The 15,541-nt window shown below is 42.2% G+C and carries 12 protein-coding genes and 1 pseudogene; 5 read left to right on the plus strand and 8 right to left on the minus strand.

The genetic code is table 11. The features are described from left to right. Positions 1-49 precede the first annotated feature (49 nt). Both BJP37_RS03115 and BJP37_RS03120 read left to right on the plus strand, forming a co-directional pair. The gene (locus tag BJP37_RS03115) at positions 50-1,420 is read left to right on the plus strand and encodes a DNA cytosine methyltransferase (protein ID WP_229415178.1); all 1,371 of its coding nucleotides are present in this window, start codon (positions 50-52) and stop codon (positions 1,418-1,420) included. Positions 1,421-1,530: 110 nt separating this feature from the next. Further along, entirely contained in the window at positions 1,531-1,755 is a 225-nt protein-coding gene (locus BJP37_RS03120) for a DUF433 domain-containing protein (RefSeq protein ID WP_075896391.1), read from the plus strand. A 37-nt stretch (positions 1,756-1,792) separates the two neighbouring features. Here the strand turns inward: BJP37_RS03120 and BJP37_RS03125 are convergent, their stop codons facing one another. The 6 genes and pseudogenes from BJP37_RS03125 to BJP37_RS03150 form a co-directional block, all read right to left on the minus strand. Beyond that, positions 1,793-2,794, minus strand: a complete 1,002-nt coding sequence (locus BJP37_RS03125; protein ID WP_075896393.1) for a hypothetical protein — start codon at positions 2,792-2,794, stop codon at positions 1,793-1,795. Positions 2,795-3,050: 256 nt separating this feature from the next. Next, on the minus strand, positions 3,051-3,488 hold the full coding sequence (locus BJP37_RS03130; protein ID WP_075896395.1) for a DUF2752 domain-containing protein: 438 nt from the start codon (positions 3,486-3,488) through the stop codon (positions 3,051-3,053). Between the two features lie 44 nt (positions 3,489-3,532). Beyond that, complete coding sequence (locus BJP37_RS03135) at positions 3,533-3,781, minus strand: CD225/dispanin family protein (protein WP_075896398.1); 249 nt, start codon at positions 3,779-3,781, stop codon at positions 3,533-3,535. 20 nt (positions 3,782-3,801) lie between these two features. Next, positions 3,802-5,793, minus strand: a complete 1,992-nt coding sequence (locus BJP37_RS03140) for a WD40 repeat domain-containing protein (protein ID WP_081431044.1) — start codon at positions 5,791-5,793, stop codon at positions 3,802-3,804. Between the two features lie 41 nt (positions 5,794-5,834). Continuing rightward, positions 5,835-7,010 carry a hypothetical protein gene (locus BJP37_RS03145; protein ID WP_075896402.1) on the minus strand — a complete coding sequence of 392 codons (1,176 nt, stop codon included), beginning with the start codon at positions 7,008-7,010 and terminating at the stop codon, positions 5,835-5,837. 627 nt (positions 7,011-7,637) lie between these two features. Next, positions 7,638-7,919: pseudogene (locus BJP37_RS03150) on the minus strand (helix-turn-helix domain-containing protein); the annotation flags it as partial. Positions 7,920-7,974: 55 nt separating this feature from the next. Between BJP37_RS03150 and BJP37_RS38315 the strand changes: the two are divergent. Beyond that, a complete protein-coding gene (locus tag BJP37_RS38315; protein ID WP_158069382.1) occupies positions 7,975-8,127 on the plus strand; it encodes a hypothetical protein in 153 nt (50 codons plus the stop codon). Positions 8,128-8,267: 140 nt separating this feature from the next. Here BJP37_RS38315 and alaS read toward each other — a convergent pair whose 3' ends face one another. Both alaS and BJP37_RS35500 read right to left on the minus strand, forming a co-directional pair. Further along, positions 8,268-10,898: an alanine--tRNA ligase gene (alaS, locus tag BJP37_RS03155; protein WP_075896403.1), complete on the minus strand. Its 2,631-nt coding sequence runs from the start codon at positions 10,896-10,898 to the stop codon at positions 8,268-8,270. A gap of 86 nt (positions 10,899-10,984) precedes the next feature. Further along, positions 10,985-11,500, minus strand: a complete 516-nt coding sequence (locus BJP37_RS35500; protein ID WP_143727445.1) for a hypothetical protein — start codon at positions 11,498-11,500, stop codon at positions 10,985-10,987. A 1,423-nt stretch (positions 11,501-12,923) separates the two neighbouring features. Here BJP37_RS35500 and BJP37_RS03165 point away from each other — a divergent pair. Together BJP37_RS03165 and BJP37_RS03170 are read left to right on the plus strand one after the other, a co-directional pair. After that, positions 12,924-13,121, plus strand: coding sequence for a heavy-metal-associated domain-containing protein (locus tag BJP37_RS03165; RefSeq protein WP_075896407.1), 198 nt, complete (start codon positions 12,924-12,926; stop codon positions 13,119-13,121). A 530-nt stretch (positions 13,122-13,651) separates the two neighbouring features. Further along, the gene (locus tag BJP37_RS03170) at positions 13,652-15,460 is read left to right on the plus strand and encodes a GGDEF domain-containing response regulator (protein WP_075896409.1); all 1,809 of its coding nucleotides are present in this window, start codon (positions 13,652-13,654) and stop codon (positions 15,458-15,460) included. Positions 15,461-15,541 lie beyond the last annotated feature (81 nt).

Consider the following 15,541-nt stretch of genomic DNA (forward strand, 5'->3'; position numbering starts at 1 on the left):
CCAGCTCCAACTGAATTTAAAACCGCTGTAATAGGCTTGACATGATGTATTGGAAGTTTTTCAATTAATGAAACACACGGCTATTAGTCTATTTTGCGGTGCAGGTGGATGTTCTCTTGGGTTTAAACAAGCTGGATATTCAATTCTTTATGCCAATGATAAAGATGCGGCAGCAGTTGAAACATATAGAACAAATTTTCCCCAGTCGTTATGTAGCAATGAGGATATTGATAAAGTAGATTTTGGGAAGGTTCTTTCTGAAATAGTAATGAAACCAGGGGAACTGGACATATTGATAGGGGGACCTCCATGTCAAGGCTTCTCCACAGCGGGCTCAAGGTTCTGGGATGATCCAAGAAATAATTTGCTTAAACAATACGTTAAAGCACTAACTATTGTGAACCCAAAATGGTTTATTATGGAAAATGTTGAAGGGCTACTTACCTCCAACAAAGGAAAATATGTATACGAAGCCGCTAAGGCGTTCATTGAGCTGGGTTATTGGATTAGAATTGAGAAAATTTATTCTCAAGAATACGGTGTACCACAAAGACGAAAGCGAGTTTTAATCATCGGGAATAGGTTGGGGCATGACTTTAGAATGCCAGCACCAAAATTTCAAGTCTCCGGTCAACTATTCCGTAACTCTGACATTACTATTTCTCACGCAATAAACAGTTTGCCGCCAGCAACAAAAGATAAGGGCACCCTACTAAAACCTTTAACCTCGCCTCCTCAAGATTATTTTGATTCTTTTCTTCGTGGAAATGCCACACAAATATCTGACCATTACTACCCAATTATTAACGGCATCCAGCTAAAAAGAATTACTGCCTTAAAGCCAGGTCAAACCATGAAGGATTTGCCAGAGGAACTACAGCATAAGTCATTTAAGAAGAGAGCAAATAGGCGCGTTGCTGATGGCATGCCCACAGAAAAGCGAGGTGGAGCGCCATCGGGACTTAAAAGACTGATTGGAAATGAGCCGAGCTTAACCATCACTGGCGCTGCCACCAGAGAGTTAATACACCCAGTCGAAAACAGACCTTTAACGATAAGAGAGGCAGCACGAATTCAAACGTTTCCAGATGATTTTGTATTTTGTGGGAATGCCTCTCAGAAAATCCAGCAAATAGGCAATGCAATTCCACCAATTTTGGCTCGTGTATTTGCTGAACATATCCGTGATGATTATGGCTTCGAGGGCGATCAAGACAATGAAGGTCGCATGCTGGGCTTTTTGCTTACAAAGGCAGGGGCTATGAGTCCAGCGTTAAAAAATACAGAAATTTTGCTTAATAGCCTGATGGAAAATAAAACCGATCAAGGTAAGTATTCAGCTAATGCGCTACGCGCACGCTACGCGAACAGCTCTCAGCATTCAGCTCTCAGCTCTCAGCTTTTGAATAAAATAAGCTGACCACTGACTACTGACCGCTGACCGCTGACCGCTTACGAAAATACAGGATTTATCATAGCTATAATAAACGCTATATAGCGAGATTAAAATTCATTCTGGAGTAACGCTAGATGTCAGATTTGCTTCAAAGAATTACCATTAATCCGAGACAGTGCGGTGGTCGCCCTTGCATTCGCGGTATGAGAATTAGAGTATCCGATGTACTGGATTTGTTTGCGGCTGGACTTACTGCTGAGCAAATCTTAGAAGAAATGCCTGATTTAGAGGCAAATGATTTGCAGGCAGCACTTTTATATGCCTCACGTAAACTTAATCATCCGGTGCTAGTTCCATGACAATTTGGGTAGACGCACATTTCCTGGGATTGCAACTTTAGTTACACTCCTTTCTGTTTATAATTTTTGCCTTGATAATAGTGTCTTCAACAACTTGCTGTTTGGCAAGTTGATCGATTGCTAAGTCAAGAGGATAATCTTGTAGCTGTAATTTATCTCGATTGAAGTTAATCGTATAGTTAGATTTATCGAGTTTTTTTCTCCTTGTCAAAAATTGCCATTGTTTACTGGATTTGACTTTAAAAGAACCCTCAAGGAGTATTGTTGCCTTCCGATACTTTTTTTGATGCTTCTTGAGAACATCACTGATGTTATTTTTACTCTCAAATTTTATCGGCATTTCCTCACTAGTAGTACAGTGATATACCTCTTTATTTATTCCCCAGATAGATGTTACAATTACAGTAAAAAAAGACATCCCCAGGATTCCTAGGGCGATTAATATAATAACTCTAAAATTAATTAGGGATTGCCTAGGTATGATCGGATTATCTTCCTTTTGCTCAATCTCTGACTTTTGAGGTTTAGAGTTAACCTGGAATGGTTTTAATTCTTCGAGTAGTAAAGGACTACTCGAATCATCCATACTACTTAAGGAAAGCATACTGGAAGGAATGGCTGGATGGGGGTCAATATGCTCCCAAAATTCTGTGTAACCTTCTGTCAGTCGCTGATGAACATCCTCAAGGTTTTGATTGGAAATAGAAACCTGGTTTTTGCTCTTAATACCCTGAATAACCACCCCCTCAATTAGATAAATTTTTCTACCAAATTCATCTTTTAGGATATCATCTCCTTCTTTAGAGTTAAGGTCTTTTTCGGTGGCTTGGATGATTCTAAAGACTATGGTAAAGTTTCCGGCTTCTGTTCCATAAATTTGCTTGATAAATCCTTTTCCTGGTTCGGTTAAATCTCCATCCGTTACTCTCGCCAGTAAGTTAGCAATCTTAGCATCACAGATGAAATCAGGAGCGACAACTGTTCTGTAGTCAAGATAGCGGTTACGGCTTACTAAAAAAGGCCAAGCTTTAATACTCATAGTTACAATTTAATAAATTTAGTTTTTACATTGATTGATGACAAGCAACTCGTTGCCCTGATCGAGTTGCCTTAGCTATGAACTCTTAGAGGATATCTGAAAAGTTTTTTTATACTGAATTTTGCCCCCCTAACCCCCCAACTTTGGGGGGAACAAGAGTCCATTTGCTTGTAAAAGTCCCCCAGAATTGGGGGACCAACGGGGGCTTGGATGTAGCAAATGAGACTTCTCAGACAACCTCTTAAATCACATTTCATTAAGGAGCAAGCCAGGAAAAAGGAGCGAAGGGAATATTCCGCAAAATCCAGTAGGCTAAAATTATTTTCAACATCCACCAAATCCAAGCCGGTTTGATGAAAATTTGGTAAACTTTGCGTCCTGTGAATGCAGGTAAACTGTAGCAAATGTAGGAGTAGATTAGGTAAGGCAATGACAACACCATCAGGGGATTCAGCCCAAAGGCTGCCCACAGATTACCATGAAGTAATTGATGAAGTCCTCGCAGTGTCCAACAGCCTGGAAAATACAAAGCAGTTAACGTCCGAAATGGACTAGGAGGGTAAAGTTTTCCAGGTATAGCAGGATCAAAAAAATACAGAATTATAGCTGAACCTAAAATAATTCCTGATAAAACTTTTACCTTCAATTTTCTTGTAGTTATGGTAGACAAAGAAGATAAGTATGTTTTTTTCATGAGACTATGATTGTGAACGTTTAGTGGATTTTTGGTTTAGGGTTTTAATAACCACGTACGAGGTAAAAAATAACAGATAAACCCATAATTATTGCGGCGGTTATAAAACTAATCCAGCACCATTTTTTAGCATTATCTGATGCTTTATATGCGCCTTCGAGGTCTCCTGCTTTGTATTTTGTATTAACTTGAGCCCCATAGACAATTGCAACAATTCCAAAGGGGAAACAGCAAAAGAGAGTTACTAAAATCGCTTGCGGTAGATAGTTAGGGACAGGGGAGTTGGAGTGCATAGGTTTACTTGAACTAAGGTTTATACAAGTTTCCAAATTTTAATCGTTCTGTCGAAACTGCCACTAGCCAAGGTTTGATTATTTGGACTAAATGCTAGAGTAGTTATAGTGGCAATGTGCCCATTTAGAGTACTGACTATAGTTCCAGTTGATAAATCCCACAGCTTGATCGTGCGATCATCACTTCCACTGGCCAGGATGCAGTTATCTGGACTAATAGCGAGGGAAAAAATTGCTCCGGTATGTCCTGTCAACTCATACCTCAGATTGCGGGTTTTCGGATCCCACACATAGAGTGTTCCACCATAACCACCACTAACCAAAATATTGCCATCGGAACTAAATGCTAAAGCCCTGATAAAACCAGGATGCTGATCTAGGGTATGAAGCAAATTGCCACTGTGGAGTTCCCAAAGTAGCACTCTCTTGTCGCTTCCGCCACTAGCCACAATGTGCCAGTCGGGGGCAACAGCAAGGGCATAAACAAAGCCTTGATGTCCGATTAAAGTGTTTATGAGTGTACCACCACTAGTTCCCAATTGCCAGACTTTCAGAGTTTTATCCCGACTCGCACTGATCAGTTTATGCCCATCGGGACTAACCACAAACCCATTAATCAGGTCAGAATGTCCCTTCAATGGTTTGTATATGCGTTTGCATGTATTGGAATCCCATACCTTAATGGTATTATCTTCACAGCTGGTAAATAGCCGTTGATTGTCTTGACTCAGATTTGCTCTTACCCAACCTGACTTTTCACGCACCATTCCTTGTAATTGTTTTCCCGATACAACTTGCCAAAATCGAACGCTTCGATCATGACTGGAGCTGAACAAGGTTTGTCCATCGGATGTGAAACCAACGGAACACACTACTTTTTGGTGTCCTTTCAGGGTACGAATTAGAGTTGGATTAAATAGTTTCTTCTGGGGGGGAGTTACAGGTGGATCCGGGCAGATAATTTCTCCTCCCAAATTAGCTGCGGGAAAATTTACCTCAAATTTTTGGAGATGATCTACGAAAGTACCAACCAAGTAATTAAGTGCAGTTTCCTCATCCTTGATCTCTTGCAAACGTTCTTCCTGCTTGGGAATAGGCAAGTCAGCTTGTCGATTTAAAAAAGACTGAATTTGCTTGTACAAAGATAAAAATATATTTTTATCTTGAACCTGTTGATGACTATCTTGATGGCCTGATTGTAAAGTATTAATATAAGCGTTTACTCGATCAATCAAGACACAAGCAATAGGAATCTCTAACTGGAACGGTTTAGGAATTGCGCCAGGATTCTTTTTCATCGATCCATCAGGCTGGAGGGTAGCAAAGTCCGAACCAATAGAACTTACAGGAATCAGACGCACTGGACAACCAGCATTGACTCTATTCTTAACAAAAGCCTTAAACTCAGGAACTTTTTCTAATAAGCGTTCTCTTAATTCTGAGAGCTTATAACGACTTTCAAGCAGATCCCACTTACTAATGATAAAATGAACTGGGGTGTCTTTTTTACATTTATCTACCAATTGCATGATATTGGGTAAATCCTTCTGCAACAAATTGATAACTTTTTTATCACTTAGGTCTTGGTCTTCCATGAATTTCAATAATTTGAAACCATCAATAATCGCCAAAACTGCATCAGCATTAGGAACTTTTGTTTTAAAATTAAAATAGTTTTTTTGATCTTTTAATATATCTGTAATCAATCCTCCTGGATAGTCAATATAGGTAAACTTACAAACTGGGAAGTTTTCAATATTATGATTTTTGACACAACAAATAAACTCCCAATCAGTTATATTCCATGTTGATGTAGGCCAGTCATCTTCACTTTTGCCGATAATTTTTTTATAGATTTCAACAAGTTTTTTATCCTGCTGATCTTTGGGAGCTTCCAGAAAAAATCCTTCCCTATCTTGAATTAATAATTGCTTAAAAAGACTAGCCAAAAACACAGTTTTACCAGCCCCTGATGCTCCTAAAGTAAGAATATTGTAATTTTTCATAGTCATTGCTGGAATCTTGGCTTTGATAATTATTAAGATTACTTTAGTTAATCTATGATTATTTCAGAGTCAGAAAAATCTTGGCTAAGTTTATTGCTAATATACAAAAAACTTGTCACAGCACTTTTAAGGGCTGTTGTTTTATCTTGAATTTTTTGGATACTTTCATCTCGTTTTTGACGCAATTCAGTTATTATTTTGTCATTACCTTCAACTTTTTTTCTGATTTTTGCTAAGACAAAATTATCAATTTTTTTGATGATCTCTAGTTGTATAATGTTCGTATCATCATCTAGGATTAATGATACCAAAATTTCAACAAGTATATCAATCAATATACCGAAAGTCAATATACCCTTTAAGAAGTTATTGAATAATTTATTAAATCCACTATCTTCTCCAATCTTTTCGTTACTAATAGCAATGAGTTTCTGACGATTTACCTGAATGTCTTTCTCGACAAGATCTGGTATCACACAAGATATAGGAACTTCCATATGAAAAGGACGTGGAATTGAGCCAGCAATCTTTTTCATACTGCCATCAGGTTGAGGTGTTGCGAAACCAAAACCCACTGAACTTACTGGAATAAGGCGTACTGGAGAACTTTCTCTATTTCGTTCAAGAACTAATTTTTTAAACTCAGGAATTTCCAGGAGACGATCGCTTATTTCTTGTAAACCAAAATTATTTTCCAGCAAATCCCACTTGCTGACTACAAACTGAATTGGTGCTTGAGAATGCGACATCCACTTGATTAGTGCTGGTAAGTCTTTTTTTAAAAAATTATCCATCTTATTGTCTTGATTGCTATTGCTCAGTAATGCCTGGATTTTTTGACCATCTAAAAGTCCCAAAATTGCATCAGCTTGTCTGATTATTGCTTGTAGCTTATGATCGTTTTCGTCCATGTCCCTGAATCGTCCGCCAGCATAATCAAAATAACTAAACTGACAAATTGGAAAGTTTTCCAGATTACGATTCTTGACACAACAAGTAAATGTCCACTCGGATATCTCATCATATGTCGTTCCCTCAGGCCAAATTCCCCCAGCGATCAAGTTTGTATAAATATCATTCAGTAGCTGCTGTTGTGTGAAATCCTCAACTTCAAGATAGAATCCATGTTCCCCTTGGATTGATAGGGACTTAAACATACTGGCAAGGAATACAGTCTTGCCTGCACCAGATGCTCCTAGAGTTAGTATTTTGTAATTTTTCATGGTTTAAATGATAAGACGGCGTGAGGCAGAACCACCCTGATCCATCGGTGAGATGTAGCCCAACAAAGGCTGTTTTCAAAGCTGGGCTTATGGTCAGTATTCAGCTCATACACTACCTGCTGAATCCTGAGTGGTGATAGCCAATTTTTAAGTATCTATAGACTTATCCGGCTAATCATCAAAAGTTATGCAGAAAATTTTAATATCAGGTTGATTTCCCACAGGACTTATCAACCAAGACCCTTAATACCCCGTTTCTTCTTATCAGTCGCTGAAATTGGATATAGGTTTTTCAAACGATTTGTATAATAATAAATTGTCCAAAAAGTCAAGAGCCAAGAGGCAAGAAGCAAGAGGGGCAAAAGCTCCAGAGTTTTATAGGACAATAAAAAAAGACCTTATCAGTTTACATCTTAAATGAAAACGCTATATATATGTCGTTTGATGTGTTCCCTTAACGGCTGTGAAAGAGCATCGCAAAACTCAGCAAAAAGCGATCCGCTTTCCACTTAAACTTACTCCAAGGGTAAACCATCCACCACTAAAAAATCCTGCAGTGAGATATCTAAATTAATGCCCTTATCTGTACCAAATTAAATTACCTGAAAATCAGAAATTGTTTCAATGCTTTACTGTAATCATAGGATTGCAGTCCCCCGTCTTGAGATTGTTGCGAATTACCCTCTGATTAACATGGATAACAGCTTTAGTGTACTTCCTACGCTTTGACCAGTTCCGCTTCGGTCCGCGAGTACCAGGAGTGACCACTGGCATGCCATCAAACCGAGGAATCACCCAAGTTCTACCCACTTTGTAAGCTCCGGTAACTCTGTCCTTGCTGATCAGGAAACGGAGGCGAGTGGCAGAAACACCTAGTAATTTAGCGGCTTGGGCGGTAGAAATCATCATGGCTGGAAAACCATTGCTTCAGCAGTGAGGTAATTGTAACCGAAATTGGATTAACATGCAAGCGCTCAAAAAAAATTATTGCACTAACTTACCAATTACGATGGGTCGGTCAGTGGCTCAAAAAAACTATTGCACTGACGCACTAAATTGCTCACCACAGCATAAAAAAGCGATCGCAAACCGACTGCGATCGCTCCAATACAACTAATACAATTTTCGTTACCTTTGCCAGCTCCAGTTTCTATAGCAGTCGAAGCAAAGCTTAAGACATAGTTTTGTTCCCTGTTCCCTGTTCCCTGTTCCCTGTTCCCTTTAAACCAAACTATGTCCTAAACTATACATCCCTTGCTACTGCAACCCTTCCAACAACTGTTGCAAGGCGCTATCAAGAGCTTCCCCTAACTTACTGCCATCTTTTCCACCAGCTTGGGCCAAGTTAGGTCGTCCACCGCCACCACCACCGCAAATTTTAGCGATCGCACCAATAAACTTCCCAGCCTGCAAGCCTTTCTGATTAACACCCTTACTAAAGGCTGCCACTAAACTCACCTTGTTGGGACTAGGCACTGAACCCAACACTACCGCACTTTCTCCCAGCTTCTGCTGTAGCTGTTGCGCAACACTTTTTAATCCCTCTGGTTCTACTCCCTCCATCTTCGCTACCAGAACCTTGAACTCACCTACTGACTTAGCTTGTGCTAATAACTGGTCAGATTTTGCCAAAGCCAGTTGTTGCTTCAGGGCATCTAACTGTTTATTAGTAGCCTTGAGTTCCTGTTGTAAATTACTAATCCGCTCAGGTAACTCTTCCGGTTGTGCCTTAAAGCGATCGCATAAATCCTTAACCACCTTATCCCGCACATTCAGATAATCCAGCACCGCCGGTCCACCTACTGCTTCTATCCGCCTAATTCCAGAAGCCACCCCTGCGGAAGAGATAATCTTAAACACGCCAATCTCAGCAGTATTGTTGACATGGGTACCACCACACAATTCCATGGAGACACCAGGGAAATCAATCACCCTGACCTGATCGCCATACTTTTCCCCAAACATAGCGGTCGCGCCCTTAGCCTTAGCTTTTGTCAAGGCCATCACCTCCACATCTACAGTATGGGCTTCACTAATCCAAGTATTAACTTGTGCTTCAATTTGCTCTAACTCTTCCGATGTCAGAGCGCGAGGGCAATTGAAGTCAAAGCGCAAGCGGTCAAAAGCCACCAAAGAGCCTGCCTGAGAGATGCTTGGGTCAACAATTTTTTTCAGAGCCGCTTGCAGTAAATGAGTCGCACTATGGTTAGCTTGAACTCGACGGCGACAAGCCCGGTCAATTTGAGCAGTTACTGTTGTGCCTACCCCTAGATTTCCCCGTTCGATGGTACCGAAGTGGACAAAGAAATCCGATTCCTTCTGAACATCTTCGATCCGAACCAATACCGAATCCCCAGACAGATAACCGCGATCGCCTATTTGTCCGCCAGATTCTCCATAGAATGGGGTCTGATCCAAAATCACCTGGACCTTACTGCCAGCTCCAGCGGATTCCACAGACTTCCCATCAACTAGCAAAGCCTCTACCTTAGCCATGGACTGGGGTTGAGTGTAACCAAGGAATGTCGTACTATCGATCTGTTCCCCTAGCTGATCTAAGCTACCCTGTACCGTTAAGTCAATCGTTTCATGGGCAACTCTAGCCCGTTCCCGCTGGCCTTCCATTTCCACCTCGAAGCCATCGAGGTCTACAGTTAAGCCCTGTTCTTCAGCAATTTCCTCAGTTAATTCCACTGGGAAACCATAGGTATCATAGAGGGTAAACGCATCTGTGCCAGAAATCTGCTTAGGCTTCTTGGCCAAAATCTCAGCCAGCAGCTTCTCACCCCGTTCCAGGGTTTTCAGGAATTGAGACTCTTCCCGCTGCATTTCCGCTTTGATAGTCTTTTCCCGTTCCCGCACATTAGGATAAGCTGATTCAGATAATGCGATCGCAGTTTGAGCCACTTCCCAGGTAAATTCCCCATCAATCCCAATCAAACGGCCATGACGCACCACTCGACGGAGCAAACGGCGCAACACATAACCCCGTCCGGTGTTAGAAGCCGTAATCCCATCCGCGATCATATGAACAATTGCCCGGATATGGTCACCAATAACCTTCAGAGAAACCTTCGTCTTCTCATCACTCTTGTTATAGTTAACCCCAGCAATTTCCGCTGCGGTTTTTACAATCGGGAAAATTAAATCAGTTTCATAATTATTCGGCACTTGCTGGAGGATTTGCGCCATCCTCTCCAGCCCCATCCCCGTATCAATATTTTGCTTATCTAACGGAGTGCGGTTACCCTCGGCATCCTGGTTGTATTCCATGAATACCAGGTTATAGAACTCAATAAACCTGGTATCATCTTCCAAGTCAATGCTCTCGTCTCCCAGTTCTGGGTGAAAATCGTAGTAAAGTTCTGAACACGGACCGCAAGGACCGGTTGGACCCGATTTCCAATAATTATCCTCCTCACCCAAGCGCTGGATGCGATGGGCTGGGATGCCAATTTTATCCCGCCAGATCGCAAACGCTTCGTCATCATCCCGAAACACACTGACTACTAAGCGTTCTGGTGGCAAACCGAATACCTCTGTAGAGAGTTCCCATGCCCATGCGATCGCTTGTTCCTTAAAGTAATCCCCAAAACTAAAATTCCCCAGCATCTCAAAAAAAGTATGATGCCGTGCCGTGCGTCCCACATTCTCTATATCATTGTTGCGGATACATTTTTGGGAGGTGGTGGCGCGAGGGAATTCCGACTGACGTTGTCCTAGAAAAATCGGTTTAAACGGCAACATTCCCGCAATTGTCAGCAACACCGTCGGGTCTTCCGGTACTAGGGAAGCACTTGGCAATACATTGTGTTGCCGTTGGGAGTAGAAATCGAGGAAAGTTTGCCGGATTTCGTTACCGCGCAAATAATTAGGGATATCGGGCATGGTTCTCTACAAGTCAGCTTTAGGGTATGGGCATATGGTAATTAAGACCCTATCGCTATATTTATTAATTTACCTATAATCTATTGTTACATAGAACCGAAGGTGAAAGCCCACCATTGATAGGAGAGCAAACCATTGTGATGGTTGTTCGCGTAGCGTGGCCCATAGGCCAAGGTTCGGAGGTTGTTCGCGTAGCGTGGCCCATAGGCCAAGGTTCGGAGGTTGTTCGCGTAGCGTGGCCCATAGGCCAAGGTTCGGAGGTTGTTCGCGTAGCGTGGCCCATAGGCCAAGGTTCGGAGGTTGTTCGCGTAGCGTGGCCCATAGGCCAAGGTTCGGAGGTTGTTCGCGTAGCGTGGCCCATAGGCCAAGGTTCGGAGGTTGTTCGCGTAGCGTGGCCCATAGGCCAAGGTTCGGAGGTTGTTCGCGTAGCGTGGCCCATAGGCCAAGGTTCGGAGGTTGTTCGCGTAGCGTGGCCCATAGGCCAAGGTTCGGAGGTTGTTCGCGTAGCGTGGCCCATAGGCCAAGGTTTGATGGTTGTTCGCGTAGCGTGGCCCATAGGCCAAGGTTGGTTGGTTGTTCGCGTAGCGTGGCCCATAGGCCAAGGTTTGATGGTTGGAGGTTTGATGGTTGGAGATTAGAGGCTTAAAAACTGAAAGCCGGATGATGTATAACTGGCAATCTGTAACGTTAAACCTGTTACATCTAACCTGTAACCTTCAACCTGTAACCTTCAACCTTCAACCTGTAACCTTCAACCTGTAACCTTCAACCTTCAACCTGTAACCTTCAACCTGTAACCTATAACCTGTATGTAACCTTCAACCTTCAACCTTCAACCTCCAACCTTTCAACCTTCAACCTTCTTAATCTTATTATTGCAGTTTGTAAAGACTCCTGAACTTTAACAACAAGTATTCGTAATCTCCAGAAAGCCGTGTTAGCTTTAAAGAGTGGAAGTCATCCTTCAGAAAAAAACCTGAAGCCAAAAACCAAATGGGCATAGATAAGATGATTTCTACCGGTCTATGACCCAGCCACAGTAGGCACCAATCGAACATAGCATCAAGTGGCCAAAAACCAACAGAAGTTGGAGTAAGCCAAACCAAAGTCCGGAAAGACGCGACTGTGTGAGATTTAGTATCAGGTGTATCTGTGTAGTTTGCCAACCATAGTAGTGATCAAAACTGGTAGTCAGAAAGTTAACTCGTTGAAAATTTGTCTTTTTCCACTCGAATGGGTCTAGTCAATCCTGGCTAGGCCCTTTGAGTATTGGGGAAATGTGTTGGGGAAATCCCAGACAAATAAGAAATGATTGCTGCACCGTACCATTAAAGTTAATAAAAGCCTTGCATCTAAAAAGCAATTATAGCAGTCGCCAGGGCAGGCGCGGATATGACAAAAGTCTCAAACCTAAGTAAGCGCAAGAGTTTGACTTCTGACTTCTGACTTCTGACTTTTGACTTCTGCTATAACACTTCACCATTGACCCTACATGCTTCAACCTTCTTAATCTAATCGTTGCAGTCTGTAAAGACTCCTGAACTTTAACAACAAGTATTCGTAATCTCCAGAAGGCCGTGTTAGCTTAAAAGAGTGGAAGTCATCCTTCAGAAAAAAACCTGAAGCCAAAAACCAAATGGGCATAGATAAGATGATTTCTAGCGGTCTATGGCCCAGCCACAGTAGGCACCAATCGAACATAGCAAGAAGTGGCGAGAAACCAACATAAGTTGGAGGAAGCCAAACCAAAGTCCGGAAAGACACGACTGTGTGAGATTTAGTATCAGGTGTATCTGTGTAGTTTGCCAACCATAGTAATAATTCAAAACTGGTAGTCAGAAAGTTAACTCGTTGAAAATTTGTCTTTTTCCACTCGAATGGGTCTAGTCAATCCTGGCTAGGCCCTTTGAGTATTGTAGTCAATCGATCTAAGTTATAGGTAAGCATTAACCTTGCTACCTTGAGCTGCGAGCTTCAAGGGCAAGCTGATTAACCGGTGTAAAAAAAACTGATGAAGTATTGACTATGGCAGTAGTACAGTTAAAAGTTCCCAGTATTGCGTGTGATGCGTGTGCCAAGACCATTACCGAAGGTATACTCCAACAGGAGCCAGACTCTAAAGTCGCAGTGGATGTAACATCAAAGACGGTTAGAGTTGAAACCGAAGCCTCTGAAGAGTCAATTAGACAGATCATAACCACTGTCGGTCACACCGTAGAGTAAGGTAGTGTACATTGAATTGACCTATTTGGTACTTAAGGCCTTGGCCGTTGGCCACGCGTGGCCTTTTGCCACGCTGCTTGAGGTGCGAATGGCCACGCTACGCGAACGGAAAAAGTCGTCAATCCCTCTGCTACTCTCCCCCTCGTCTTGAGTATGCAAATTAGATCGGTGACAGCTTAATCAAAATTGTCTTGATGCAAAGCGCGAGTGGGGGAAACCACGGCAGTCGCTCATGGGAGGAACCACGGCAGTCGCTCATGGGGGAAACCCCCAAGACCGCGCTGCCTCCCCAAGACCGCGCTGCCTCCCCAAGACCGCGCTGCCTCCCCTGTTCCCTTGCTGCATCGCTGTATTAATTTGTGTAAAGTTGCCAAAAGTCCCTCTGCTCCCTGCTCCGAAGTCCCTGCTCCCTATTTAAAGAGTTAATTTTAGTTTTGTCCGACTACTTAGCTGATAGCTGATAGCTGAATGCTTACACAGAATCTTTCTAATCAACTAGGAACTTATTGATCAATAGATAGGATAAATCTATGAATAAACCACTGCGAGTTTTGATTGTCGAAGACTCAGAATATGATGCTGAGTTGCTAGTGGTTGAACTAAAAAATGGTGGCTACGAAGCAATTTATGAACGAGTGGAAGCACCAGGAGCAATGAACGAAGCCCTAGATAATAAAGGGTGGGATCTGGTGATTGCTGATTACTTCATGGCTAAGTTTAGCGCCATTAGTGCCTTACTCCTGTTACAAAAAAAAGGGTTAGACTTACCGTTTATTATCGTCTCCGGCTCGATTAAGGAAAATATGGCAATCGCTGCTATGAAAGCGGGAGCCCATGACTATTTACTTAAACACCAGTTAGCACGATTAGTTCCGGCGGTGGAGCGGGAGTTAAGAGAAGCAAAGGTGCGCAAAAATTACCGGAAGGCAATCAAGAGGTTACAAGACCTGACGTTTTATGACGAATTGACCGGTTTGCCTAATCGGACATTGTTTTTATACTACCTTCGCCAGTGGTTTAAGCCAGTAAAGCCAATTCACAATCGCAAATGTCTACCGATGGCATACCCGATTCTACCAACTCTTTGCTGGGATGAACCAATTGTTGGAAACACTCAGAAGGATAATGTATTTGCTGTGCTATGTCTGACTCTCAGTCGCTACCTACTTATCCAATACAGTCTAGGTGATCTACTCAGTGAACAACTCCTAGTTGCTACTGCTCAACGCTTACAGGAATGCATCGGTGCTCAGGATATAGTGGCGAGGATGGGAGAGAATAAATTTGGGATTTTGCTCTCGAATATCCAAGACTTAGATCAGGTGAAAGAGACAGCTGAGCGTATCCATCAGGAGATTTCCATCCCATTTGAACTCAATGGGCGAGTCGTGTCTTCTAATTGCTACATTGGTATTGTCCTGAGTACCATGGGGTATGAGCAACCGAAAGATTTGCTGCGAGGGGCAGATACGGCGATGTATTATGCCAAATTAGAAGGTATTGGCTCCTCAGAAGTTTTTCATCCTAGTATGCAACAGAGAGCTATTGAGCGACTACAGTTAGAAACCGACTTACAACAGGCAATTAAATACGAAACATTGCATCTGAATTATCAACCAATAGTGTCCCTGACAACGGGCAAAACTATTGGTTTTGAAGCCTTGGCGAGGTGGCAGCACCGCACTCGCATCAAGGTTAGTCCTAGTGAGTTTATTCCGGTAGCAGAAGAAACAGGACTAATTATCCCCCTTGGGGAATGGATTTTGCGGGAAGCCTGCAAACAGTTAAGCTTTTGGCAAGACCAGTTTCCTGATTATTCTTCTTTGAGTATCAGTGTGAATCTGTCTGGTATTCAACTCAACCAACCCCAGCTGATTGACCAGATTGACCAAATCTGCACCACCTTAGAATTGAGTGGGGCGAACTTGAAGCTGGAAATTACTGAGAGTGTGTTGGTAGATAATGCCTCAGTTGCTAGCACTATCTTGCAGAAACTTAAAGACAGAAATATAAAATTGTGTATCGATGATTTTGGCACCGGATACTCATCGTTTTCCTATCTAAATGATTTGCCAATTGATATCCTGAAAATTGACCGTTCTTTTCTTAGCAAAGGATTTCCAAAAAATGGCAAAACTTTGGATACGCTAGAAGCGATAGTTAATCTAGCTAAAAAGCTAAAAATTGAGGTAATTGCTGAGGGCATAGAAACCCAAGAACAAAAGGATATTTTGCAAGATTTAGGATGTGACTATGGACAAGGATTCTTGTTTGATGAAGCCCTTACTCCGGAAATGGTGACCAATTTGATGTTAACCAAGCCAGATAGGTTTTGGTAATCGCTATAGTAGGAATTAAGACAAGCAAAAGGGTATCCCCCCTTATCTCTGGGAAGATCAGGGGGCAAGCTTGCATGTAAA

This window comes from Moorena bouillonii PNG (assembly GCF_001942495.1).
In the GTDB taxonomy this organism is placed as follows: domain Bacteria; phylum Cyanobacteriota; class Cyanobacteriia; order Cyanobacteriales; family Coleofasciculaceae; genus Moorena; species Moorena bouillonii.

Excerpts from the sequence above, each read along its gene's own strand:
- BJP37_RS03120 (WP_075896391.1), top strand. The coding sequence starts at position 1,531 with ATGTCAGATTTGCTTCAAAGAATTACCATTAATCCGAGACAGTGCGGT.
- BJP37_RS03125 (WP_075896393.1), bottom strand. The coding sequence starts at position 2,794 with ATGAGTATTAAAGCTTGGCCTTTTTTAGTAAGCCGTAACCGCTATCTT.
- BJP37_RS03130 (WP_075896395.1), bottom strand. The coding sequence starts at position 3,488 with ATGAAAAAAACATACTTATCTTCTTTGTCTACCATAACTACAAGAAAA.
- BJP37_RS03135 (WP_075896398.1), bottom strand. The coding sequence starts at position 3,781 with ATGCACTCCAACTCCCCTGTCCCTAACTATCTACCGCAAGCGATTTTA.
- BJP37_RS03140 (WP_081431044.1), bottom strand. The coding sequence starts at position 5,793 with ATGACTATGAAAAATTACAATATTCTTACTTTAGGAGCATCAGGGGCT.
- BJP37_RS03145 (WP_075896402.1), bottom strand. The coding sequence starts at position 7,010 with ATGAAAAATTACAAAATACTAACTCTAGGAGCATCTGGTGCAGGCAAG.
- BJP37_RS38315 (WP_158069382.1), top strand. The coding sequence starts at position 7,975 with ATGCAAGCGCTCAAAAAAAATTATTGCACTAACTTACCAATTACGATG.
- alaS (WP_075896403.1), bottom strand. The coding sequence starts at position 10,898 with ATGCCCGATATCCCTAATTATTTGCGCGGTAACGAAATCCGGCAAACT.
- BJP37_RS03165 (WP_075896407.1), top strand. The coding sequence starts at position 12,924 with ATGGCAGTAGTACAGTTAAAAGTTCCCAGTATTGCGTGTGATGCGTGT.
- BJP37_RS03170 (WP_075896409.1), top strand. The coding sequence starts at position 13,652 with ATGAATAAACCACTGCGAGTTTTGATTGTCGAAGACTCAGAATATGAT.